At 70.6% G+C, this 23692-nt stretch carries 22 protein-coding genes and 1 pseudogene; 19 read left to right on the forward strand and 4 right to left on the reverse strand.

The features are described from left to right. The first annotated feature begins 142 nt into the window (after positions 1-142). From ftsZ to IFT73_RS15270, 6 genes are all read left to right on the forward strand, one after another. Complete coding sequence (ftsZ, locus tag IFT73_RS15245) at positions 143-1336, forward strand: cell division protein FtsZ (RefSeq protein WP_056609316.1); 1194 nt, start codon at positions 143-145, stop codon at positions 1334-1336. A gap of 20 nt (positions 1337-1356) precedes the next feature. Continuing rightward, positions 1357-2070 carry a laccase domain-containing protein gene (locus IFT73_RS15250; protein WP_192168362.1) on the forward strand — a complete coding sequence of 238 codons (714 nt, stop codon included), beginning with the start codon at positions 1357-1359 and terminating at the stop codon, positions 2068-2070. After that, positions 2067-2774, forward strand: a complete 708-nt coding sequence (locus tag IFT73_RS15255; protein ID WP_192168363.1) for a YggS family pyridoxal phosphate-dependent enzyme — start codon at positions 2067-2069, stop codon at positions 2772-2774. Before IFT73_RS15250 ends, IFT73_RS15255 begins: the two co-directional genes overlap by 4 nt. A gap of 41 nt (positions 2775-2815) precedes the next feature. Further along, positions 2816-3325: a cell division protein SepF gene (locus IFT73_RS15260; RefSeq protein ID WP_056609311.1), complete on the forward strand. Its 510-nt coding sequence runs from the start codon at positions 2816-2818 to the stop codon at positions 3323-3325. A gap of 3 nt (positions 3326-3328) precedes the next feature. Further along, positions 3329-3619 carry a YggT family protein gene (locus tag IFT73_RS15265; protein WP_056609308.1) on the forward strand — a complete coding sequence of 97 codons (291 nt, stop codon included), beginning with the start codon at positions 3329-3331 and terminating at the stop codon, positions 3617-3619. A 94-nt stretch (positions 3620-3713) separates the two neighbouring features. Then, on the forward strand, positions 3714-4523 hold the full coding sequence (locus tag IFT73_RS15270; RefSeq protein WP_192168364.1) for a DivIVA domain-containing protein: 810 nt from the start codon (positions 3714-3716) through the stop codon (positions 4521-4523). 14 nt (positions 4524-4537) lie between these two features. On the opposite strand, the pseudogene ileS reads toward IFT73_RS15270, so the two are convergent. Continuing rightward, a pseudogene (gene ileS / locus IFT73_RS15275) lies at positions 4538-7743 on the reverse strand (isoleucine--tRNA ligase); the annotation flags it as partial. A 28-nt stretch (positions 7744-7771) separates the two neighbouring features. Between ileS and IFT73_RS15280 the strand changes: the two are divergent. The 6 genes from IFT73_RS15280 (at position 7772) to IFT73_RS15305 (ending at position 13337) form a co-directional block, all read left to right on the forward strand. Continuing rightward, complete coding sequence (locus tag IFT73_RS15280; RefSeq protein WP_056609302.1) at positions 7772-8173, forward strand: TraR/DksA C4-type zinc finger protein; 402 nt, start codon at positions 7772-7774, stop codon at positions 8171-8173. Continuing rightward, entirely contained in the window at positions 8146-8685 is a 540-nt protein-coding gene (lspA, locus tag IFT73_RS15285) for a signal peptidase II (protein WP_244633475.1), read from the forward strand. The genes IFT73_RS15280 and lspA overlap by 28 nt, the downstream gene beginning before the upstream one ends. Then, positions 8682-9668, forward strand: a complete 987-nt coding sequence (locus IFT73_RS15290; RefSeq protein WP_192168365.1) for an RluA family pseudouridine synthase — start codon at positions 8682-8684, stop codon at positions 9666-9668. The genes lspA and IFT73_RS15290 overlap by 4 nt, the downstream gene beginning before the upstream one ends. A 127-nt stretch (positions 9669-9795) precedes the next feature. Further along, positions 9796-11019, forward strand: coding sequence for a pyridoxal phosphate-dependent aminotransferase (locus IFT73_RS15295; RefSeq protein ID WP_056609296.1), 1224 nt, complete (start codon positions 9796-9798; stop codon positions 11017-11019). 525 nt (positions 11020-11544) lie between these two features. Beyond that, the gene (locus IFT73_RS15300) at positions 11545-12534 is read left to right on the forward strand and encodes an ATP-binding cassette domain-containing protein (RefSeq protein ID WP_192168366.1); all 990 of its coding nucleotides are present in this window, start codon (positions 11545-11547) and stop codon (positions 12532-12534) included. After that, positions 12531-13337, forward strand: a complete 807-nt coding sequence (locus IFT73_RS15305) for an ABC transporter permease (protein ID WP_192168367.1) — start codon at positions 12531-12533, stop codon at positions 13335-13337. The genes IFT73_RS15300 and IFT73_RS15305 overlap by 4 nt, the downstream gene beginning before the upstream one ends. 9 nt (positions 13338-13346) lie before the next feature. On the opposite strand, the gene IFT73_RS15310 is transcribed toward IFT73_RS15305, so the two are convergent. Then, positions 13347-13754 (reverse strand): iron chaperone, encoded by a 408-nt coding sequence (locus IFT73_RS15310; protein WP_056609289.1) that lies wholly within the window; start codon positions 13752-13754, stop codon positions 13347-13349. A 163-nt stretch (positions 13755-13917) separates the two neighbouring features. Here IFT73_RS15310 and dnaE point away from each other — a divergent pair, with 163 nt between their 5' ends. Both dnaE and IFT73_RS15320 read left to right on the forward strand, forming a co-directional pair. Beyond that, a complete protein-coding gene (dnaE, locus tag IFT73_RS15315) occupies positions 13918-17451 on the forward strand; it encodes a DNA polymerase III subunit alpha (protein ID WP_056609287.1) in 3534 nt (1177 codons plus the stop codon). Next, positions 17439-18023, forward strand: a complete 585-nt coding sequence (locus IFT73_RS15320) for a hypothetical protein (RefSeq protein WP_192168368.1) — start codon at positions 17439-17441, stop codon at positions 18021-18023. The genes dnaE and IFT73_RS15320 overlap by 13 nt, the downstream gene beginning before the upstream one ends. Here the strand turns inward: IFT73_RS15320 and ybaK are convergent. Beyond that, positions 17989-18480, reverse strand: coding sequence for a Cys-tRNA(Pro) deacylase (gene ybaK, locus IFT73_RS15325; protein WP_056609283.1), 492 nt, complete (start codon positions 18478-18480; stop codon positions 17989-17991). The genes IFT73_RS15320 and ybaK overlap by 35 nt on opposite strands. A 34-nt stretch (positions 18481-18514) precedes the next feature. On the opposite strand from ybaK, the gene hisD reads away from it, so the two are divergent. From hisD to hisH, 4 genes are read left to right on the forward strand one after another with little or no spacing between them, the layout of a single operon-like run. Then, positions 18515-19846, forward strand: coding sequence for a histidinol dehydrogenase (gene hisD / locus IFT73_RS15330; protein ID WP_192168369.1), 1332 nt, complete (start codon positions 18515-18517; stop codon positions 19844-19846). After that, the gene (locus tag IFT73_RS15335) at positions 19846-20922 is read left to right on the forward strand and encodes a histidinol-phosphate transaminase (protein ID WP_192168370.1); all 1077 of its coding nucleotides are present in this window, start codon (positions 19846-19848) and stop codon (positions 20920-20922) included. The genes hisD and IFT73_RS15335 overlap by 1 nt, the downstream gene beginning before the upstream one ends. Then, entirely contained in the window at positions 20919-21518 is a 600-nt protein-coding gene (gene hisB, locus IFT73_RS15340) for an imidazoleglycerol-phosphate dehydratase HisB (RefSeq protein ID WP_056609276.1), read from the forward strand. Before IFT73_RS15335 ends, hisB begins: the two co-directional genes overlap by 4 nt. After that, entirely contained in the window at positions 21515-22150 is a 636-nt protein-coding gene (gene hisH, locus IFT73_RS15345) for an imidazole glycerol phosphate synthase subunit HisH (RefSeq protein ID WP_192168371.1), read from the forward strand. Before hisB ends, hisH begins: the two co-directional genes overlap by 4 nt. A 77-nt stretch (positions 22151-22227) precedes the next feature. Here the strand turns inward: hisH and IFT73_RS15350 are convergent, their stop codons facing one another. Then, complete coding sequence (locus tag IFT73_RS15350; protein ID WP_192168372.1) at positions 22228-22824, reverse strand: hypothetical protein; 597 nt, start codon at positions 22822-22824, stop codon at positions 22228-22230. A gap of 140 nt (positions 22825-22964) precedes the next feature. Between IFT73_RS15350 and priA the strand changes: the two genes are divergently transcribed. Beyond that, positions 22965-23690, forward strand: a complete 726-nt coding sequence (gene priA, locus IFT73_RS15355) for a bifunctional 1-(5-phosphoribosyl)-5-((5-phosphoribosylamino)methylideneamino)imidazole-4-carboxamide isomerase/phosphoribosylanthranilate isomerase PriA (RefSeq protein ID WP_056609268.1) — start codon at positions 22965-22967, stop codon at positions 23688-23690. Positions 23691-23692 lie beyond the last annotated feature (2 nt).

Raw genomic sequence — 23692 nt, forward strand, 5'->3', positions numbered from 1 at the left:
CCGTTCTCGGTAGGTCGCAGGTTGACATAACTATAACTCTTTACCTCAGGGTTAAGGTTTACCGCCTGCCGATCGAGAACGTTTCCACGAGTCTCAGACCGAGCTCGTCCACACTGCGCTACATCCTCGGAAGGGACACACGATGGCGGTCCAGAACTACCTCGCCGTGATCAAGGTCGTCGGCATCGGCGGCGGCGGAGTCAACGCCGTCAACCGGATGATCGAGGTGGGGCTCAAGGGTGTCGAGTTCATCGCGATCAACACCGATGCCCAGGCCCTGCTCATGAGCGACGCCGACGTCAAGCTCGACGTCGGCCGCGACTCGACGCGCGGGCTCGGCGCCGGCGCCAACCCCGAGATCGGCAAGCAGGCCGCCGAGGACCACGCCGAGGAGATCGAGGCCGCCATCAAGGGCGCCGACATGGTCTTCGTGACGGCAGGTGAGGGCGGCGGCACCGGTACCGGCGGCGCGCCCGTCGTGGCCCGCATCGCCCGCTCGCTGGGTGCCCTGACGATCGGCGTCGTGACGCGTCCCTTCAAGTTCGAGGGACGCAACCGCTCGGGCCAGGCCGACGCCGGCATCCAGGCGCTGCGCGACGAGGTCGACACGCTGATCGTGATCCCCAACGACCGGCTCCTGTCGATCAGCGACCCCAACGTCAGCCTGCTCGACTCGTTCCGCCAGGCCGACCAGGTCCTGCACCAGGGCGTCTCGGGCATCACCGACCTCATCACGACGCCTGGCCTGATCAACCTCGACTTCGCCGACGTCAAGTCGGTCATGTCCGACGCCGGCTCCGCCCTGATGGGCATCGGCTCGGCCCGCGGCGAGCACCGGGCGGCCGTCGCCGCCGAGAGCGCCGTCTCCAGCCCCCTGCTCGAGGCGTCCATCGAGGGCGCCCGGGGCGTCCTGCTGTCGATCGCGGGTGGCTCCGACCTCGGCCTGTTCGAGATCAACGAGGCCGCCGGCCTGGTCGCCGACGCCGTGCACCCCGACGCCAACATCATCTTCGGTGCCGTCATCGACGACGCCCTGGGCGACGAGGTGCGGGTCACCGTCATCGCGGCCGGCTTCGACGGGGGAGAGCCGATGCTGCGCGACGCCACCAAGCCCGCGCTGCTCAAGGAGAACCCTGCTCCGTCCGATCCGCCGGTCGCCCCGCCCGCGGCCGCCTCGCCGCCGACGGCCGAGAGCTACCTGCCGCCCGACCCGTACCTCGACGGCGGACGCCCGAGCCTGCCCCCGCGCGACGGTGCGGGTCGCCGCACGTCGCCGCCCGAGCCGCTGCCGGCCGACTACGGCGACGACCTCGACGTGCCCGACTTCCTGCGCTGAGCGGGTCGGGGACGCGACGGGTGATCTGGTACGAGGGCAGCCACGGCGACGTCTCGTTCGCGTTCACCGACCGCAGCGGTGGCACGAGCGAGGGACCGTGGGGATCGCTCAACCTCGGCACGTCCAGCGGTGACGATCCTGCGCGGGTCGCCGACAACCTCGCGCTGGTCGGCGGGGCCGTCGGCGCCGACCGGCTCGTGCGCATGACCCAGGTGCACGGCAACGACGTCGCCTGGGCCGATGCCGTCGCCGACGGCGACGTGCCGGTGGCCGACGCGCTGCTGACCGACCGGCCGGGCACCGCCGTGCTGGTGCGCGTCGCCGACTGCACGCCGGTCGTGCTGGCCGGCCAGGGAGTCGCAGCCGTCGTGCACTGCGGGCGGGAGGGGCTCGTCAAGGGAGTCGTCCCGGCCGCCGTGCGCGCGATGCGCGACCGCGGCACCTCCCGCCTGCGGGCCTGGGTCGGCCCGCGGGCCTGCGGACGCTGCTACGAGCTGCCCGCCGACATGGCCGACGCCGTGGCCGAGGTCGTCCCGCAGGCCCGCGCCACCACGTCGTGGGGCACCGCCTCGATCGACGTCGGCGCGGGCGTGCTGGCGCAGCTCGCCGCCGACGACGTCGACGCGACCGACCTCGGGGCCGACGAGTGCACGATCGAGCACGACCGGTGGTTCTCGTACCGCCGGCAGGGCCAGGACTCCGGTCGCTTCGGCGCCGTGGCGGTGGTCCGGTGAGCGCCGACGTCGACGACCGTCGCGCCGAGCTGACGGCGTCACTGGCCGAGACCGAGCAGCGCATCGTCGACGCGTGCGCCGCCGCCGGTCGCTCGCGCGACGAGATCACGCTCGTCGTGGTCACCAAGACCTACCCCGCGTCCGACGTCGAGATCCTGGCCGAGCTGGGCATCGTCGACGTCGGCGAGAACCGGCACCCCGAGGCCGGCGACAAGGCCGAGCAGGTCGCCGCGCCCCTGCGCTGGCACTTCCTCGGCGGCCTGCAGACCAACAAGGCCGGTGCCGTGGCCCGCTACGCCGACCTCGTGCACAGCGTCGACCGCGTCAAGCTCGTCAACTCGCTGTCGCGGGGTGCCGAGGCGGCGGACCGGACGCTGACGTGCCTCGTGCAGGTCGACTTCCAGGCCACCGACGCCGGGCGGGCCGGTGTCCTGCCCGACGGCATCGGCGTCGTGGCCGACGCGATCGCCGGCGCACCAGGCCTCGAGCTCGGCGGCCTCATGACCGTCGCGCCGCTCGGCGAGGACCCCCGGCCGCACTTCGACCACCTGGTGCGGTTGTCGGCCGAACTGCGCCGCGACCACCCCGACGCGTCGATCGTGTCGGCCGGCATGAGCGGCGATCTCGAGGCCGCCGTCGCCGCCGGCGCGACACACCTGCGGATCGGGCGTTCGGTGCTCGGCGAGCGTGCCGTCACCGGGTAATCTCAGCACTGTCACAACCGACACGGACCCACGGAGAAATCATGGCTGGCGCAATGCGGAAGGTCGGCGAGTACCTCGGACTCGTCGAACAGGCCGACTTCGACGACGAGTTCGACGAGCTCGAGCCCGACGAGGCCCCGGCCCGGCAGCAGGCGCCCGCGCGTCAGGCCGCTCCCGCCGTCGTGCGCCCCTCGACGGTCTCCAGCATCGACGAGCGCCGTCGTCCCGAGCGCGTCGAGCGCCCTGAGCGTCGCGCCTCCACGGCGTCCGACCTCGCGCGCATCGAGACCGTGACGCCGCGCACCTACAACGACGCCCGCACGGTCGGTGAGCAGTACCGCGCCGGCGTGCCCGTCATCATGAACCTGTCCGAGATCGACGACGACGACGCCAAGCGTCTCGTCGACTTCGCCGCGGGCCTGGTCTTCGCGGTGCACGGATCGATCAACCGCGTCACCGCCAAGGTGTTCCTGCTGTCGCCCGAGAACATCTCGGTCACCGACGAGGACAAGCAGCGCATCGCTGCCGGCGGCTTCTTCAACCAGAGCTGACGGATGGCCACAGTCGGCAACATCCTGCTCTTCGTCCTCTGGATCGCGCTGCTGCTGCTGATCGCCCGGTTCGTGCTCGACTGGGTGCAGATGCTGGCGCGCAACTGGCGTCCCCGCGGTGTCGTGGCGGTGCTGTGCGAGGGTCTGTACTCCGTGACCGACCCGCCGCTGCGCGCCGTCCGCAACGTCATCCCGCCGCTGCGCCTCGGCTCGGTGATGCTCGACCTGTCGCCCATGATCCTGATCATCGGCATCTACATCCTGCAGCGCATCGTCGAGCTCACCTTCTTCTGACCGAGGTCGGTACGCCTGTGGCAGAAGTGAACGCCCACCGAGTACGGTGGAGTCTCCGAGTCCCCAGGACTACCCCGAAACCCGAGGTGTACTCATGCCACTGACGCCAGAGGACGTGCGTAACAAGCGTTTTACGCCAGTCCGTCTTCGCGAAGGCTATGACATGGGCGAAGTTGACCAGTTCCTCGACGAGGTCGAGGCCGAGCTCGAGCGTCTGACGGTCGAGAACGAAGAACTTCGCGCCAAGGTAGCTGCCGCATCGACCGGCGAGCCGACCGGACTGATCCCGGCCCTCTCGTCGTCGACCCCCGCCGCGCAGTCTGCGCCGACCCCTGCGGTGCAGGAGCCGGTGAAGGCTCCCGAGCCCGAGCCCGTCAAGGCTCCCGAGCCCGAGCCGGCCCCCGCGCCGGTCGCCGCGGCTCCGGCGCCGGTCGCGACGCCTCGTCCGTCGATGGGCGACGCCTCCTCGGCGGCCGCCCGTCTGCTCGAGATCGCCTCGACCAACGCCGACCAGCTCATGGACGCGGCCAAGGAAGAGGCCGACCGCATGGTCGGCGAGGCGCGTGCCAAGGCTGAGCGCATCACCAACGAGGCCCGTGGCAAGGCCGACCGCCTCGAGACCGATGCCCGCATCCGCGCGCAGAAGCTCGACGAGGAGACCAACGAGCGCCGCACGGCCGCCGTCGCGACGATCGAGCGCGATCGCTACGAGATCCAGCGCGAGGTCGAGCACCTGCGGGCGTACGAGCGTGAGTACCGCGCCCGGCTCAAGAACTACTTCCAGAGCCAGCTCGACCAGCTCGCGGCCAACGAGAGCACGACGGCCTCGACGCCCGTCCAGGCACCGGCAGACGCGGCCCCGCGCCGTCTCCGCTCGCTGCTCGGCGACGACGAGAACCTCTAGTCACACCGCACCANTTGGTGACGGTGAAGGCGAAGCCCAGCTCGTCGTCGGAGAAGGCCGACGCGTCGGACGTCTCGTTGATCGACGTGGCCAGCACCTCGTCGGCGATGAGGGCGGCGTGGGTGCGCAGCGCGTCGGCCATGCCGCCCTCGGCCGTCCACGTCACCGCGATGCGGTCGCTGATCTCGAGCCCCGACGACTTGCGGGCCTCCTGGATGACGCGGATCGCCTCGCGCGCCGAGCCGGCGAGCCGCAGCTCGTCGTCGAGCTCGAGGTCGAGGGCGACGGTCTCGCCCTGGTCGTTGACGACCGACCAGCCCTCGCGCGGACGCTCCGAGACGACGACGTCGTCGGCGGTGAGCTCGACGGTCCGGCCGTCGACCTCGACGGACGCCGTCGTGCCGCCCAGGAGCGCGTGCGCGACGGCCGCCGGGTCGTCGTGCGCGGCGATCGCGGCGGCGACGGCGGGCGTCCCCTTGCCGAAGCGCTTGCCGAGGTTGCGGAAGTTGCCCTTCAACGAGTACTCGACGAGGTCCTCGCCGCCCTCGCCGAACGGCTGCAGCTCGCGGACGTTGAGCTCCTCGGCGATGTCGGCGCGCAGGTCGGCCTCGAGACGGTGGAAGCTGGCCGAGGCCAGCAGGGCACGTCGCAGGGGCTGACGTGTGCGCACCTTGGCCTCGGCGCGGGCCGCGCGGCCCAGCTCGGTGACGCGGCGCGCGAGGTCGACGCGGGCGCCGAGGCCGTCGACGATCAGCGACTCGTCGGCGACGGGCCACGTCGCGAGGTGCACCGAGGCGGGGGCGTCGGGCGTCACGGGCACGACGACGTCCTGCCACACGCGCTCGGCGATGAACGGCGTGAGGGGTGCCATCAGGCGGGTCAGGACGTCGAGGGTCTCGTGCAGCGTCGCGAAGGCCGCGGCGTCACCGCGCCAGAAGCGGCGGCGCGAGCGGCGCACGTACCAGTTCGACATGTCGTCGACGAAGCCGGCGATCCGCGTGCCGGCGGTCTGGGTGTCGAACTGCTCGAGCGCCGCGGTGACGGCGCGCGTCAGGGTGTGCAGCTCGGACAGCAGCCACTGGTCGAGCACCTCGCGCTCGGCGACCGGCGGGACGCTGCCCGACGTGGGGGTCCACCCCTCCGTGCGGGCGTAGAGGACGTGGAAGGCCGTCGTGTTCCAGTACGTCAGCAGCACCTTGCGGACGATCTCCGACAGTGCCGTGTTGCCGATGCGGCGCGGGGCCCACGGTGAGCCCGAGCACGCCATGAACCAGCGCAGGGCGTCGGCGCCGTGCTCGTCCATCAGCGGCATCGGCAGCAGGATGTTGCCGAGGTGCTTGCTCATCTTCTTGCCGTCCTCGGCCAGGATGTGCCCCAGGCAGACGACGTTCTCGTACGAGCTCTGGTCGAAGACCAGGGTGCCGACGGCCATCAGCGAGTAGAACCAGCCGCGCGTCTGGTCGATCGCCTCGGCGATGTACTGCGCGGGGTACGCCTGCTCGAACTTCTCCTGCGAGCCCTCGGCGTGCGGGTAGCCCCACTGCGCGAACGGCATCGAGCCCGAGTCGAACCAGGCGTCGATGACGTCGGGGACCCGGCGGTACGTGCCCGCCTCGCCCTCGATCTCGAACGTGACCTCGTCGATGTAGGGACGGTGCGGGTCGAGGCCGGACAGGTCGCGTCCCGTGAGGCCCGACAGCTCGGCCAGCGACTCGACGCACACGAGGCGGGACGGATCGGCGTCGTTGCGCCAGATCGGCAGGGGAGTGCCCCAGTACCGGCTGCGCGACAGCGACCAGTCGATGTTGTTGGTCAGCCAGTCGCCGTAGCGGCCGTTCTTGATCGTGCCGGGGAACCAGTTGGTGTCGGCGTTCTCGGCCAGCAGACGGTCCTTGACGGCCGTCGTGCGGATGTACCAGGCGGGCAGCGCGTAGTACATGAGCGGCGTGTGGCAGCGCCAGCAGTGCGGGTACGCGTGCTCGTAGGCCAGCTCGGCGAACATCAGCCCGCGGGACGCGAGGTCGTCGGCGAGCACCCGGTCGGCGGCCTTGAAGAACTGCCCGCCGACGAGCGGGACGTCGTCCTCGAAGTGCCCGTCGGGACGGATCGGGTTGACGACCGGCAGGTCGTACCCCTTGCACACGATCATGTCGTCGGCGCCGAACGCGGGGGACTGGTGCACCAGGCCCGTGCCGTCGTCGGCCGTGACGTAGTCGGCCAGCACCACGAAGTGCGCGGGGCTCGGGAACTCGATGAGCTCGAACGGACGCTGGTAGGTCCACCGCTCCATCTCGGCGCCCGAGAACGTCTCGCCCGTCGTCGTCCAGCCCTCGCCCAGCGCCTTCTCGACCAGCGACTCGGCGACCAGCAGCGTCTCGTCGCCGTCGGTGGCCAGCACGTAGGTGAACGCGGGGTTGACCGCGACGGCGGTGTTCGACACGAGGGTCCAGGGGGTCGTCGTCCACACCAGCATCGACGCGCGCCCGGCCAGCGGGCCGGACGTGAGGGGGAAGCGGACGTAGACCGACGGGTCGGTGATCGTCTCGTAGCCCTGCGCGAGCTCGTGGTCGGACAGCGTCGTGCCGCAGCGCGGGCAGTAGGGGGCGACGCGGTAGTCCTCGGTCAGCAGCCCCTTCTTGAAGATCGTCGACAGCGCCCACCAGACGCTCTCGACGTAGGCCGGCTCCATCGTCCGGTAGGGGTGCTCCATGTCGACCCAGTAGCCCATCCGGTCGGTCATCTCCTCGAAGAGATCGACGTTGCGGACGACGGCCTCGCGGCACTTCGCGTTGAACTCGGCGATGCCGTAGGCCTCGATGTCGGGCTTGCCGTTGAAGCCCAGCTCCTTCTCGACCGCGATCTCGACGGGCAGGCCGTGGCAGTCCCAGCCGGCCTTGCGGTCGACGTGGTAGCCCTGCATCGTCTTGAACCGCGGGAAGACGTCCTTGAAGACGCGGGCCTCGACGTGGTGGGTGCCGGGGGTGCCGTTGGCCGTCGGGGGACCCTCGTAGAACGTCCAGCGCGGAGCGTCGGCCGGGGTGTCGAGCGTCGCCGCGAAGGTGCCCTGGTCGGCCCACAGATCGAGGATCTCGCGCTCCAGGACCGGGAGGTCGACGTGGGCCGGAACCGGCCGGTAGGACGGGCTGTCAGACGCGTGCGAAGTCACACCCTCAATTCTACGGGTGGGCGGCGCGGAGCCTGCGGCGGTGCGAGTTGGCATTGTCCTGACGGGGGTCTAACCTTCGTGCATGCCAAACACCAAGCTCGCCGTGCGAGCGGACGAGACCCCCTGGACCGCAGCCGAGGCCAAGGAGGTCCGCACCGAGCTGGAGGGCGATCTCGCCCGGCTGCGCGTCGAGCTCGACGCCTCGGCCCGCGAGCTGCAGGACCTGCTGCGCGACGGCGTCGACGGTGCCGGCAACGACCAGGCCGACGTCGGCTCCAAGGGCCTCGAGCGCGATGCCGAGATGTCGCTGCGCGCCAACCAGAGCGAGCTGCTGCTGCAGACCGAGAAGGCGCTCGACCGGCTCGAGAAGGGCACCTACGGCCAGTGCGAGGTCTGCGGAGAGGCGATCGGCAAGAATCGTTTGATCGCGTTCCCGCGTGCGACACTGTGCATGACATGCAAGCAGCGCGAGGAGCGTCGCTGAGCCCTGGCGACGACCACGGCGCGACCACGAGGACGTACGTACGGCTGTTCGCCGTCGTCACCGTCGTGTCGCTCGTCCTCGACCAGGTCACCAAGGTCGTGGCCGTCGAGAAGCTGCAGGGCCGTGAGTCGGTCGAGATCCTCCCGGGCGTGCTGTCGCTGACGTTCCTGCGCAACCCCGGCGCCGCGCTCAGCACGGGTGCCGGGTTCACGCTGGTGCTCAGCATCATCGCGATCGCGGTGTGCATCGGCGTCGTCCGCGTCGCGCCCCGGCTGCGCGACCGCGGCTGGGCCGTCGGGCTCGGGCTGCTGCTCTCGGGCGCGCTCGGCAACCTCATGGACCGCATCTTCCGCGAGCCGTCGCCGCTCAAGGGCCACGTCGTCGACTTCATCGACTACGGGGTCTTCGTGGGCAACGTCGCCGACATCGCGCTGACGTTCGCGGCCATCATCATCGTCTGGCGCGCGTGGCGGGGCGTGCGCATCGACGGCACCCGCGAGGAGAAGTCATGACCGCCGACAACGGCACGCACACCGACCTCGACCAGGTCGAGCTCGAGCACCGGGTCATCCAGGTGCCGGAGGGGCTCGAGGGCGAGCGGGTCGACAGCGCCCTCGCGCGTCTGCTGGGCCTGTCGCGCACCCGTGCCAGCGAGCTCGTCGCCGAGGGCCACGTGTCGCTCGACGGCCAGGCGCCCGCCAAGTCCGACCGCGTCTCGGCCGGCTCGGTGCTCGAGGCGTCGATCCCGGCGCCGCGCCGCGCGGTCGTCGTGGCGACCGAGGTCGAGGGCATGCGGCTGGTGTTCCAGGACGACGACATCGTGGTCGTCGACAAGCCCGTCGGCGTCGCGGCGCACCCCAGCGTCGGCTGGTCGGGGCCGACCGTGCTCGACCACCTCGCGGGCGTCGGCATCCGCATCTCGACGTCGGGGGCGCCCGAGCGTCAGGGCATCGTCCACCGTCTCGACGTCGGCACGAGCGGGCTCATGGCGGTCGCCAAGTCCGAGCACGCCTACACCGTGCTCAAGCAGGCGTTCCGCGACCGCTCGGTCGACAAGACGTACCACGCCCTCGTGCAGGGTCACCCCGATCCGCACACCGGCACGATCGACGCGCCGATCGCCCGTCACCCCAAGCACGACTTCAAGTTCACGGTCAAGGACGGCGGCCGCGACAGCATCACGCACTACGACACGCTCGAGGCGCACCGTTTCGCGAGCCTGCTGACGATCAAGCTCGAGACGGGGCGCACCCACCAGATCCGCGTCCACATGAGCGCGATCCACCACCCGTGCGTCGGCGACCTGATGTACGGGGCCGACCCGACGCTGGCCAAGCGCGTCGACCTCGACCGGCAGTGGCTGCACGCGCACAAGCTGGGCTTCGTCCACCCGCGCACGGGCGAGTACGTCGAGTTCGAGTCGCAGTACCCGGACGACCTGGTGCACGCGCTCGAGATCGTCCGCACGATCGACGACAACCCCCTCCCGCGCTGACCCACCCCTCGCGCCGAGCGGTGCGCAGTGGACTTTGTGGGACGGCGTGTCCGGCCACGCCGCACCGGTCGCGGACGTGGATGCACCACTCGCGAGGGGACGGGCCGCCGAGTGGAATGATGGGCGCATGTCCTCCGTCGTGCGCCAGTCCGAGAAGCTCAGGGATGTCCTCTACGACATCCGCGGACCCGTCAGCGCTCGAGCAGCAGCCCTCGAGGCCGAGGGGCACCGCATCCTCAAGCTCAACATCGGCAACCCGCAGCCGTTCGGCTTCGACGCCCCGGCCGAGATCCTGCAGGACGTCATCGCGGCCCTGCCCGACTCCGCCGGCTACTCCGACTCGCGCGGCATCCAGTCGGCGCGCCGGGCCGTCGTGCACAACTACCAGCTGCAGGACGGCTTCCCCGAGATCGACGTCGACGACGTCTGGATCGGCAACGGCGTCTCCGAGCTGATCTCGATCGCCCTGCAGGCGCTGCTCGACAACGGCGACGAGGTGCTGATCCCCGTCCCCGACTACCCGCTGTGGACGGCCGTGACGAACCTCGCTGGCGGTGTGCCCGTGCACTACCGCTGCGACGAGGACAACGACTGGAACCCCGACCTGGCCGACCTCGAGTCGAAGATCACCGACCGCACCAAGGTCATCGTCGTCATCAACCCCAACAACCCGACGGGCGCGGTGTACTCGCGCGAGACGCTCGCGGGCATCGCCGACCTCGCTCGCCGGCACGACCTCGTGCTGATGGCCGACGAGATCTACGACAAGATCCTCTACGACGACGCCGTGCACATCCCGATGGCGAGCGTGGCCCCCGACGTCCTGACGCTGACGTTCAACGGACTGTCGAAGGCGTACCGGGTGTGCGGCTACCGGGCCGGCTGGCTCGTCGTGACAGGTCCTCTGCAGCGTGCGCAGGACTACCTCGAGGGCATCACGTTGCTCGCGTCGATGCGGCTGTGCCCCAACGTGCCGGCGCAGAACGCGATCCAGGTCGCGCTGGGCGGCTACCAGTCGATCAAGGAGCTGATCCTGCCGGGCGGACGGCTGCTCGAGCAGCGCGACACCGCGGTCGCCGAGCTGCGCAAGATCCCCGGCGTCAGCGTCGTCGCGCCGCGCGGCGCGCTGTACACGTTCCCGCGGCTCGATCCCGAGGTGTACCCCATCAAGGACGACCAGCAGCTGGTGCTCGACCTGCTGCTGCAGGAGAAGATCCTGCTGACGCAGGGCACGGGCTTCAACTGGCCCGATCCCGACCACCTGCGCATCGTGACGCTGCCGTGGGCGCGCGACCTCGCCGAGGCGATCCAGCGCCTCGGCAACTTCCTCAGCAGCTACCGCCAGGTCTGACCTGCTGGGCGCGACCGTGAGCGGAGCGAGGCGACGCTCGCGAGCCTCATCAAGTGGGTTCGCCTCGGGCTTCGCCCTCACGCTCGCTGCGCTCCCTGGCGAACGGGGGTGTGGTCGCCAGGGAGGCCGCTTGCGGCCGACCGTGAGCGGAGCGAGGCGACGTTCGCAAGCCTGATCAAGTGGGTTCGCCTCGGGCTTCGCCCTCACGGTCGCTGCGCTCCCTGGCGAACGGGGGTGTGGTCGCCAGGGAGGCCGTCTGCGGCCGACCGTGAGCGGAGCGAGGCGACGTTCGCAGGTGATTCGCCTCGGGCTTCGCCCTCACGGTCGCTGCGCTCCCTGGCGAACGGGGGTGTGGGCACGGTCGCTGCGCTCCTTGGCGAACGAGGAGTGGGCACGGTCGCTCCGCTCCCTGGCGAGCGGGGGTGGCGGACGGGATCCTGAGGCCGAATCGCTGGGTTTCTGTCGGCGTCATGCGGCATGATGTCCTGTGATGTTCCTGATAGGAATACGGAGAGGCATCCAGACATGACCGACATGATCCGGGCGACCGGACTGGTGAAGACGTACAAGGACGTCGAGGCGCTGTCGGGTCTCGACCTGACCGTGCCCGAGGGCAAGGTGCTGGGCCTGCTGGGCCCCAACGGCGCCGGCAAGACCACCGCGGTGCGCATCCTCGCGACGCTGCTCAAGGCGACGTCCGGCACGGCCGAGGTCGCGGGCATCGACGTCGCCAAGGATCCCGACGGCGTCCGGGCGCGCATCGGCCTGTCGGGCCAGTACGCGGCCGTCGACGAGCACCTGACGGGCTTCGAGAACCTGCAGATGGTCGGCCGCCTCTACGGCATGCCCAAGGCCACGGCCTCCCAGCGCGCCCGCGACCTGCTCGAGCGATTCGGTCTCGACGACGCCGGTGACCGCCCGTCGAAGACGTACTCCGGCGGCATGCGCCGCCGGCTCGACCTGGCCGGTGCACTGGTCGCCGAGCCGCCCGTGCTGATCCTCGACGAGCCCACGACGGGCCTCGACGTCCGCAGCCGCCAGCAGATGTGGGGCGTCATCCGCGACCTCGTCGCATCGGGCTCGACGCTGCTGCTGACGACGCAGTACCTCGAGGAGGCCGATCTGCTGGCCGACGACATCGTCGTGATCGACCACGGACGCGCGATCGCCCGCGGCACGGCCGACGAGCTCAAGTCGCAGACCGGCGGCGAGCGCATCGAGATCGTGCTGACCAACGGGAGGCAGCGCGACGCCGCCTCCCGCATCCTGGCCGGCGTCGCGATCGGCGAGGTGCAGACCGGCGACAACGAGCGCGAGCTGACGGCGGCCGTGGACGGGGGAGTGCCCCAGCTGCGCGCCGTGCTCGACGAGCTCGACGCCCAGCGCATCGACGTCCTCGACGTCGGCCTGCGGCGCCCGACGCTCGACGACGTGTTCCTGAGCCTCACGGGACGAGCGGCCGAGACCGCGCCCGACGACACATCCAGCGACGAGGGCACGGAGGTGCCGGCATGACGACCCTGACCCGCCACGCGACCGACGGATGGGTCGTGGCCAAGCGCAACCTCATCAAGATCGTCCGTGTCCCCGAGATCCTCGTGTTCGTGCTGATCTCGCCGATCATGTTCGTGCTGCTGTTCGCGTACGTGTTCGGCGGCGCGATCGACCCCGGCGACGGCGTCAACTACCGCGAGTTCCTGATCGGCGGCATCTTCGCCCAGACCGTCGTGTTCGGCGCGACGTTCACCGGCGCGGGGCTGGCCGAGGACATGCAGAAGGGCATCATCGACCGGTTCCGGTCGCTGCCGATGTCGCGCTCGGCGGTGCTGGTGGGCCGCACGACGTCCGACATCGTCTACAACGTCCTGTCGCTGATCATCATGGCGCTGACGGGCCTGCTGGTCGGCTGGCGCATGCGCGAGGGCGTCGTCGACGCGCTCGCGGGCTTCCTGCTCCTGCTGCTGTTCGCGTACGCGATCAGCTGGATCATGGCGTGGGTCGGCCTGCTGGTCCCGAGCGTCGAGGTCATCAACAACGCCTCGTTCATCGTGATCTTCCCGCTGACGTTCGTGTCCAACGCCTTCGTGCCGCTCGACACGCTGCCGGGCGTGGTCCGGACGTTCGCCGAGTGGAACCCGGTCTCGACCGTCACCCAGGCCTCGCGCGAGCTGTTCGGCAACACGGGGGGCAGGCCGCCGCAGTCCGACGCGTGGGCCATGCAGCACCCCGCCGTCTACACCGTCATGTGGGTCGCGATCATCCTCGTGGTCTTCGTGCCCCTGTCGGTGCGCCAGTACCGCATCGCCAGCAGCCGCTGACGGCGACCGTCAGCCGCCCGAGCGCTTGCGTGCCGCGAACTCGGCGGCCTCGGCGAGGCGGAAGGCCGTGACGTCGGCGATCAGCTCGAGCGGCAGCGGCTCGTCGAGCGAGAACCTGATCGCCGACTTCGAGGTCGAGTACGGCTCGAGCTCGGCCTCGAAGCGGGCGAACGCCCCGGCGGTCGGGAAGAAGTTGAGCGAGGTGTGCTCGGCCTGCCCGGCGAACTGCACCACGACGAGCCCGTGCTGCCGGTACGTCGGCATGTTGTGGCCGATGGTCTCCTCGGCATCCGGCAGCGTCTCGGTGATGACGCGTCGCATCTCGGCCAGCCGCGGCTCGACGTCGTACGTCGCGGCGGCCAGGTAGTCGTCGACGCTCGCGTACGTCTGCTTCTCGCGGTCGGGGTGCCCAGTCATGACCCCAGTATGGGTGCCGACAACTTTTCGTTCGGAGGGCGGGACGGAAGCGGCGGGGTGCGGATTCTCGTCAGGGCCCTCGACTACTCTGGAGACCTTCCCCCGACCCGTCCCAGACCGCACGTCCGTCTGGTCAGATCTCAGCCCCGGAGGCCATCTCTCGATGTCGAGCGACTCGTCATTCGTGCACCTGCACGTGCACACGGAGTACTCGATGCTCGACGGGGCGGCCCTGCTCGACGGACTGTTCGAGCGCACCGCCGAGCTCGAGATGCCGGCCATCGCGATGACCGACCACGGCAACCTGCACGGCGCCTACGACTTCTACAGCAAGGCCAAGGCCCACGGCGTCAAGCCGATCATCGGCATGGAGGCCTACCTCACGCCCAACATCCCGCGCACGGAGAAGAAGGCCGTGCAGTGGAACAAGGGCGCCAAGGACGCCGACGTCGCGGGGCGCGGTGCGTACACGCACATGACGCTGCTGTCCGAGACGACCGAGGGCATGCACAACCTGTTCCGCATCGGCTCGTACGCGAGCCTCGAGGGCCAGTACCGCAAGCCGCGCGCCGACCGCGACCTGCTGCAGCGGTACGGCAAGGGGCTCATCGCGACGACGGGCTGCCCGTCCGGCGAGATCCAGACGTGGCTGCGCATCGGCAACTACGAGAAGGCCCGCGCCTCGGCCGCCGAGTTCCAGGACATCTTCGGCAAGGAGAACTTCTTCCTCGAGCTGATGGACCACGGCCTCGAGATCGAGCGGGTCGTGCGCGACGGGTTGCTGCGTCTCAAGGCCGATCTCGGTCTGCCCGCGATCGCCACCAACGACTCGCACTACACGAGCCCCGAGGACGCCGAGGCCCACTCGGCGCTGCTGTGCGTCCAGTCGGGCAGCACCCTGACCGATCCCAACCGGTTCAAGTTCGACTCCAACGACTTCTACATCAAGTCGGCCGCCGAGATGCGCGACCTGTGGGAGGACCGCTTCGACCTCAAGGAGGCGTGCGACAACACGCTCCTGATCGCCGAGCGCTGCAATGTCGAGTTCACCGAGTCCAACGGTGGCTACATGGCGCGCTTCGACGTCCCCGAGGGCGAGACCGAGGACTCCTGGTTCACCAAGGAGGTCTGGAAGGGCATCGAGAGCCGCTATCCCGCCGGCATCACCGACGAGGTGCGCGCCCGCACCGAGATGGAGCTCGACGTCGTCCGCACCAAGGGCTACTGCGGCTACTACCTCGTGGTCGCCGACTTCATCAACTGGGCCAAGGACAACGGCATCCGCGTCGGCCCCGGCCGTGGCTCGGGTGCCGGCTCGATCGCGGCCTACGCGCTGCGCATCACCGACCTGTGCCCCCTGACGCACGGCCTGATCTTCGAGCGCTTCCTCAACCCCGAGCGCCCGTCGATGCCCGACTTCGACATCGACTTCGACGAGCGTCGTCGCAGCGAGGTCATCCGCTACGTCAGCAACAAGTACGGCGAGGAGCGCGTCGCGATGATCGCGACGTTCGGTCGGCTCAAGTCCAAGGCCGCCATCAAGGACGCCGCCCGCGTCATGGACTACCCGTTCTCGCACGGCGAGCGCATCACCAAGGCGCTGCCCGCCGACATCATGGGCAAGGGCGTCACGCTCAAGGGACTGTTCGACAAGGACGACAAGCGGTACGGCGACGGCGGCGACTTCCGCAAGCTGCACGACGACGACGCCGACGTCCGCAAGATCTACCAGACCGCGCTGGGCCTCGAGGGGCAGATCCGCCAGTGGGGCGTGCACGCCGCCGGCGTCATCATGTCGAGCGATCCGCTGATCGACATCGTGCCGATCATGAAGCGCGAGCAGGACGGCGCGATCATCACGCAGTTCGACTACCCGATGTGCGAGGCGCTCGGGCTGGTCAAGATGGACTTCCTGGGCCTGCGCAACCTGACGGTCCTCGACGACGCGTTGGTCAACATCAAGCGCAACCGCGACATCGACCTCGTGCTGGAGGACCTCGACTTCGAGGACCAGGCGACCTACGACCTGCTGGCGCGCGGCGACACCCTCGGTGTGTTCCAGCTCGACGGCGGCCCCATGCGCGCCCTGCTGCGCAGCATGAAGCCCGACAAGTTCGAGGACATCTCGGCCGTCGGCGCGCTGTACCGTCCGGGCCCGATGGGCGCCGACTCGCACAACAAGTACGCGCGCCGCAAGAACGGCCGCGAGCCGATCGACCCGATTCACCCCGAGCTCGAGAAGCCGCTCGAGACCGTCCTGGGCGAGACGTACGGCCTGATCGTGTACCAGGAGCAGGTCATGGAGATCGCCCAGGTGCTGGCGGGCTTCTCCCTCGGACAGGCCGACAACCTGCGGCGCGCGATGGGCAAGAAGAAGAAGTCCGAGCTCGACAAGCAGTACGCGGGCTTCCAGCAGGGCATGCTCGACCGTGGCTACTCGCAGAAGGCCATCACGACGCTGTGGGACATCCTGCTGCCGTTCTCCGACTACGCCTTCAACAAGGCGCACTCGGCGGCCTACGGCGTCATCTCGTACTGGACGGCCTACCTCAAGGCCAACTACCCGGCCGAGTACATGGCGGCGCTGCTCACCAGCACGCGCGTCGACAAGGACAAGTCCGCGATCTACCTCAACGAGTGCCGGCGCATGGGCATCAAGGTGCTGCCGCCCGACGTCAACGAGTCGGTCTCGAACTTCGCCTCGGTCGGCGCCGACATCCGCTTCGGCCTCGGGGCCATCCGCAACATCGGCGAGAACGTCGTCGCGGGCATCGTCGAGGGCCGGGCCGGGGGACCGTACGCCGACTTCAACGACTTCCTCGACAAGGTCCCGACCCTGGTGTGCAACAAGCGCGTCCTCGACTCGCTGATCAAGGCCGGCGCCTTCGACTCGATGGGCCACCGCCGCCGGGCGCTGACGACCGTCGCCGAGGAGGGGGTCGACCTCTACATCGACCTCAAGCGCCAGGCCGCGATCGGCCAGGACTCGCTGTTCGGCGGCCTGGGCGACGACGTCTTCACGGGCGGACGCGTCGAGGTGCCCGAGCACATGCCCGAGTGGGAGAAGACCCAGCTGCTGGCCTTCGAGCGCGACATGCTGGGCCTGTACGTGTCCGACCACCCGCTGCAGGGCCTCGAGCACGTGCTGCGGGCCAGCAGCGACTGCACGGTCGGCGAGCTGCTGACCAACACCGACCTGCCCGACGGCAGCACGGTGCGCATCTGCGGCCTCATCACGGGCGTGCAGCGACGCATGAGCAAGAAGGGCGACAGCTGGGCCTCGGTGACGATCGAGGACCTCGAGGGCGGCATCGAGGTCATGGTGTTCCCGGGGGCCTACCAGCTGGCCATGCCGGTGCTGGTCCCCGACACGATCGTCGTGGTCAAGGGGCGCGTGCGGCGCAAGGACGACGGCGTCGAGCTCAACGCGCTCGAGGTCACGATGCCCGCGATGGGATCGGGCGGACCCGACCGCCCCATGGTCGTCAGCCTGCCGGTCGCCCGCTGCACGAGCGACACGATCGGCACGTTCAAGCAGGTGCTGTCGGCGCACCCGGGCATGTCCGAGGTGCACCTGCGCCTCATCGGCAACGGCACCACCAAGGTCATGCGCCTCGACGACAGCCTGCGTGTGGCACAGTCGTCCTCACTCATCGCCGACCTCAAAGAGCTGCTGGGACCCCATTGCCTGACCTGAGCGCCACCCCCACGACGTCCGACACCCGCTCCACGGTCCCCGTCCGCCGCCTCGCGATCGTCCTGCTGGGCACGCTGCTGACGGGTCTGGTCGGCGGGCTCGTGTGGCTGTGGCTCGCGCAGCCGGCCGAGTGGGAGGGACGCGACGGAGGCCTCGTGCTGACCGAGGCCGCGGCCCGCGGCCAGTTCTCGGTCGTCGTGGTGTTCGTCCTGGTCGGTGTCATCGCGTCGGTGGTGTCCGGATGGGTCACGGCCCGCCTGCTGCCCGACCTGGGATGGCTCGCGGTGCCGCTCGTCGCGGTGCTCAGCGCCGTCGCCGCGGTCGTCGCGTGGCGCGTCGGGGTCGAGCTCGGCCCGCCCGATCCCTCCACGGTCGCCGGGGTCGCCGACGGCGACCGCGTGCCGGCTCGGTTGGCGGTCGACAACGTCGCACCGTTCCTGGTCTGGCCGATCTTCGGCCTGGTGGGCGTCATCGGCGCGACGTGGTCGGACGGCCGTCGCGACGCGCGCCCGGGCGACCGCGGTGCGGGTGCCGAGGTCAGCGAGCGATTCGAGCCACGACAGCACGGGTGACGCGCACCAGGTCGTCGGGCGCGATCTCGGCCTCGAGCCCGCGGCGTCCGCCCGACACGAAGATCGTCGGCCACTGGGCCGCGCTGCGGTCGACGACCGTGCGGTGCGCCTTCTTCTGGCCGATCGGCGAGATGCCGCCGATGACGTAGCCGGTGGCCCGCTGGGCCTGCCCGGCATCGGCCATCTGGGCCCGCTTGCCGCCCAGGGCGTCCGCGAGCGACTTGAGGTCGAGCGATCCCATGACGGGCACGACCCCGACGCACAGCTCGCCGTCGACGACCGCCATGAGCGTCTTGAAGACGCGTCCCGGGTCGGCGTCGAGCGCCGCGGCGGCCTCCATGCCGAACGAGTCGGCCCGCGGGTCGTGCACGTACGAGTGCGACGTGAACGGCACGCCGGCGCGGTGCAGGGCGACGAACGCTGGGGTCGAGTCGGTGGGCTTGGGGTTGGCTGCCACGGCACCACCGTAGTGCGTCCGTAGACTTGCCGGTGTGATGAGACGTCTCGATCTTCGTTCGCTCGCCCCCTCGCCCGACGAGGCAGCCGTGGTCTACACCGCTGCCGTGCCGCGTGCCGCGGTCGACGTCGAGCACGCCCTGGCCGCCGTCCGTCCGATCTGCGACGACGTGCGGGCGCGTGGCTCGGTCGCGGTGCTCGACGCGGGGAAGAAGTTCGACGGCGTGCGGCCTGCGCAGCTGCGGGTCCCGGCGGCGGCGCTCGCCGACGCCCTGGCCGCCCTCGACCCCGCCATCAGGGCGGCGCTCGAGGAGTCCGTCCGCCGTCTGCGCCAGACGTCGCAGGCCGAGCTCGAGCACAGCCTGACGTCCGACGTCGCCCCCGGCGCGACGGTCGAGCGGCGGATCGTGCCGATGCAGCGCGTCGGCCTCTACGTTCCCGGCGGCCTCGCGCCGCTGCTCAGCACCGTCGTCATGAACGCCGTGCCGGCGCAGGTCGCGGGGGTGCCCGGCATCGCGCTCGCGAGCCCGCCGCAGGCCGAGTTCGGCGGCCTGCCGCACCCGTCGATCCTCGCGGCGTGCGCGCTGCTGGGCATCGACGAGGTGTACGCCGCCGGCGGCGCCCAGGCCCTCGCGATGTTCGCTTACGGCGCGGCCTCCGAGGACGGCACGGTCGACTGCCGCCCGGTGAACCTGATCACGGGCCCGGGCAACATCTACGTCGCGGCGGCCAAGCGTCACCTGCAGGGGACCGTCAGCATCGACTCCGAGGCCGGTCCGACCGAGATCGCCGTCATCGCCGACGCCACGGCCGACCCGGCGTTCGTGGCGGCCGACCTGATCAGCCAGGCCGAGCACGACCCCATGGCCGCCAGCGTGCTGATCACCGACAGCGAGTCGCTGGCCGACGCCGTCGACGTCGAGCTCGCGACCCAGCTCGGCACGACCCGGCACGCCGATCGCGTGCGCACGGCGCTCGACGGCCCCCAGTCCGCGACGGTGCTGGTGCGCGACGTCGACCAGGCCGTCGACGTGGCGAACGGCTACGCCGCCGAGCACCTCGAGGTGCAGACGGCCGATTCCTCGGCGGTCGCGGCGCGCATCGTCAACGCCGGCGCGATCTTCGTCGGGTCGTTCACCCCGGTGTCGCTCGGCGACTACGCGGCCGGCTCCAACCACGTGCTGCCCACGGCCGGCTGCGCGTGCCACTCGTCCGGTCTGTCGGTGCGGGCGTTCTGCAAGAACATGCACGTCGTGACGTACTCCGAGCAGGCGCTGCGCGAGGTCGGCGACCACGTCGTGACCCTCGCCGAGGCCGAGAACCTCCCGTCGCACGGTGCCGCGGTGTCGGTCAGGACGTCACGCTGATGGGCGTGCCCGCCTGGGTGCCGATCCGCGACGAGCTGCGCGACGAGGAGCCCTACGGGGCCCCGCAGCTCGACGTCCCGGTGCAGCTCAACACCAACGAGAACCCGTACGGCCCCAGCGAGGAGACGGCGCGTGACATCGCCGACTCGGTGCACCGGGCCGCGCTGACCCTCAACCGCTACCCGGACCGCGAGGCCCTCGAGCTGCGCACGTCGTTGGCGGGCTACCTCGGTCACGGGCTGACGGCCGACCGGGTGTGGGCGGCGAACGGCTCGAACGAGATCATGCAGCAGGTGCTGCAGGCCTTCGGCGGACCGGGACGCACCGCGGTGTCGTTCGCGCCGACGTACTCGATGTATCCCGAGTACGCCCGCAACACGCACACGCGTTGGGTGGCGGGGCGTCGACGCGACGACTTCGGCCTCGACCTCGACGCCGCGCTGGCGCTGATCGCGAGCGAGCGCCCCGACGTCGTGATCCTGACGTCGCCCAACAACCCCACCGGCACGGCCCTCGACCCGGCGCACACCCGCGCGATCCTCGACGCTGCGCCCGGCGTCGTGGTGGTCGACGAGGCGTACGCGGAGTTCCGCCGCGACGGCACCCCCAGCGCCCTCGAGCTGCTCGACGAGTTCCCGCGGCTGCTGGTCACCCGCACCATGAGCAAGGCGTTCGCGCTGGCCGGCGGACGGCTCGGGTACGTCGCCGCCGATGCCGCGATCATCGACGCCCTGCGCATCGTCCGCCTGCCGTACCACCTGTCGGCGGTCAGCCAGGCCGCCGCGACGGCCGCCCTGCGCCACGAGCCCGAGCTGCTGGCGCAGGTCGACGCCCTGCGCGCGACCCGCGACGGGACGTCCGCGTGGCTGCGCGAGCAGGGCTTCGAGGTCGCCGAGTCCGACGCCAACTTCGTGCTGTTCGGGCGCTTCGACGACCGGCACGCCGTGTGGCAGGGCGTCCTCGACCGGGGCGTCCTGATCCGCGAGGTCGGCCCCCTAGGATGGCTGCGCGTCTCGATCGGCACCCCCGACGAGATGCTCGCGTTCCGATCCGCCCTCCAGGAGGCCACCCGATGAGCCGCACGTCCCGCATCGAGCGCCGCACCTCCGAGTCGCACGTCGTCGTCGAGGTCGACCTCGACGGCTCGGGCGCCCACGACATCTCGACCGGCGTCGGCTTCTACGACCACATGCTGACGGCGTTCTCGCGGCACTCGCTGATCGACCTGACCGTGCGCACCGAGGGCGACCTGCACATCGACGCGCACCACACGGTCGAGGACACCGCGATCTGCCTGGGCCAGGCGCTGCGCGAGGCCCTGGGCGACAAGGTCGGCATCACCCGGTACGGCGACGCGATCGTCCCGCTCGACGAGTCGATCGCCCAGGCCGTCGTCGACGTCTCCGGTCGTCCGTACTTCGTGCACTCGGGCGAGCCCGACCGGCAGATCACCGCGATCATCGGGGGCCAGTACTCCGGCTCGCTGACGGCGCACGTGCTCGAGTCGATCGCGCACCACGCCGCCATGACGATGCACGTGCGCCTGATCGACGGTCGCGACCCGCACCACATCGCCGAGGCGCAGTTCAAGGCCGTGGCGCGCGCGCTCCGGCAGGCGATCGCGCTCGATCCCCGCGAGACGGGCATCCCGAGCACCAAGGGCGCTCTGTGACGCTGCCCAGCGTCGCGGTGCTCGACTACGGCTCGGGCAACCTCCGGTCGGCCATGCGCGCGGTCGAGCGGGCGGGTGCCGAGGCCGTCCTGACCAGTGATCCCGCGGTCGCGGCCGAGGCCGACGGCCTGCTGGTGCCCGGGGTCGGTGCGTTCGAGGCGTGCATGCGCGGGCTGCGCGAGGTCGACGGCGTGCGCATCATCGAGCGTCGCCTCGTCGCGGGACGCCCGGTGCTGGGCATCTGCGTCGGCATGCAGATCCTGTTCGCCGAGGGCATCGAGCACGGCGTGCGCACCGAGGGCTGCTCGGAGTGGCCCGGCGTGATCGAGCGGCTCCAGGCGCCGATCGTGCCGCACATGGGCTGGAACACCGTCGCACCCGGCGACGGGTCGCGGATGTTCGCGGGCATCGCGGACGAGCGGTTCTACTTCGTGCACTCGTACGGCCTGCGCGACTGGGTGCTGTCGCGTCCGCCGGCCATGCCGGAGGCCCGGGTGACGTGGACCGAGTACGGCGGCGACCGGTTCGTCGCGGCGGTCGAGGACGGTCCGCTGTGGGCGACGCAGTTCCACCCCGAGAAGTCGGGCGACGCCGGCATGCTGCTGCTGCAGAACTGGCTCGCGACCCTCTAGTCGTACGACGCGCAGGCCGGTGGATCCGCCACCTTCTCAGCGCGAACGAGGTTGCACATCCACCGTCTGCTCCGTGGTCAGGATGCCTTCAGCCACTTCGTCCAGGCATCCCCGCGGACGCTCTTCGGCGACACGGAGTCGGCCTTGAACGGTGTGTCGTCGCCTGCCTGGTAGCCGGCATCCGCGGCGAACCCGGCCACCTTGATGCGCCGGGGGTTCTTGAGGCACGAGCGCTTGGCCGTGAACTTGACGTAGCCCTTGGCGCCGAGGCGCGCCGTGACCGAGGCGTTGCAGCGCTTGCGCCCCTTGGTGTCGACGACGGCCGCTCGGTCGTCGCCCGAGATGAGGAGGTAGCGGGAAGCCTTCGACGCGCCGTCGAGTCGGAGGCTGGCGATCGGCGTCGTCTCGCCCGAGAGCTCGGCGAACCTGAGGGTGACGGTGATTGACTTCTTGGTGTGCTTGACCCGCATGCTGCGAAGATCCACGCCCGACGCGACGCTGTCCGAGTAGCCGAGCTGGGTGCCGCGCTCGTCGGTGGTCTGGTCGGCGAACGAGATGACGTCGGCGGACTTGTCCCTCAGCGTCGTGGACTGCGCGGAAGCGACCGTGGCGGTCCCGCCGATGACGACGGTGGTGGTCAGGAGCGTCGCGGCGACGCGGGCGCTGGTGCGCATGGGAGCTCTCCTCGGGAGGGTCGTGAGATGGCACCGAACGGTATCCCGGCGAGTCGCCGTCCACGGCTCGCTTCACCGAATCGACACCATGTCTCCCACCGGTCGCCGTGGCGGGCGCGGACGGCCGATAGCATCGCGGCGTGACCCTCGAACTCCTCCCCGCCGTCGACGTCGCCGACGGACAGGCCGTGCGCCTCGTCCAAGGTGCCCTCGGCAGCGAGACGTCCTACGGCTCCCCCCTCGACGCGGCCCTGCAGTGGCAGACCGACGGTGCCGAGTGGATCCACCTCGTCGACCTCGACGCAGCCTTCGGCAAGGGCTCCAACCGCGAGCTCCTCGCGGAGGTCGTCGGACGGCTCGACGTCAAGGTCGAGCTGTCGGGCGGCATCCGCGACGACGCCTCCCTCGAGGCCGCGCTGGCCACCGGGTGCACGCGGGTCAACCTCGGCACCGCGGCGCTCGAGAACCCCGAGTGGTGCGCCAAGGTCGTCGGCCAGCACGGCGACCAGATCGCTGTCGGCCTCGACGTGCGCGGCACGACGCTCGCGGCGCGCGGCTGGACCGAGGAGGGTGGCGACCTGTTCGACGTCCTGGCCCGCCTGGAGCGCGACGGCTGCGCGCGGTACGTCGTCACCGACGTCACGAAGGACGGCACCCTCACGGGTCCGAACCTCGACCTGCTGCGGCGCGTGTGCGAGCAGACCGACAAGCCCGTCGTCGCGTCCGGCGGCGTCTCGAGCCTGCAGGACCTGCGCGACATCGCGACCCTGACGTCGGTCGGCGTCGAGGGCGCGATCGTCGGGAAGGCCCTGTACGCGGGCGCCTTCACGCTGCCCGAGGCGCTGTCGGCCGTCGCCGAGGCCTGACC

Source organism: Aeromicrobium sp. CFBP 8757, assembly GCF_014841755.1.
In the GTDB taxonomy this organism is placed as follows: Bacteria; Actinomycetota; Actinomycetes; order Propionibacteriales; family Nocardioidaceae; genus Aeromicrobium.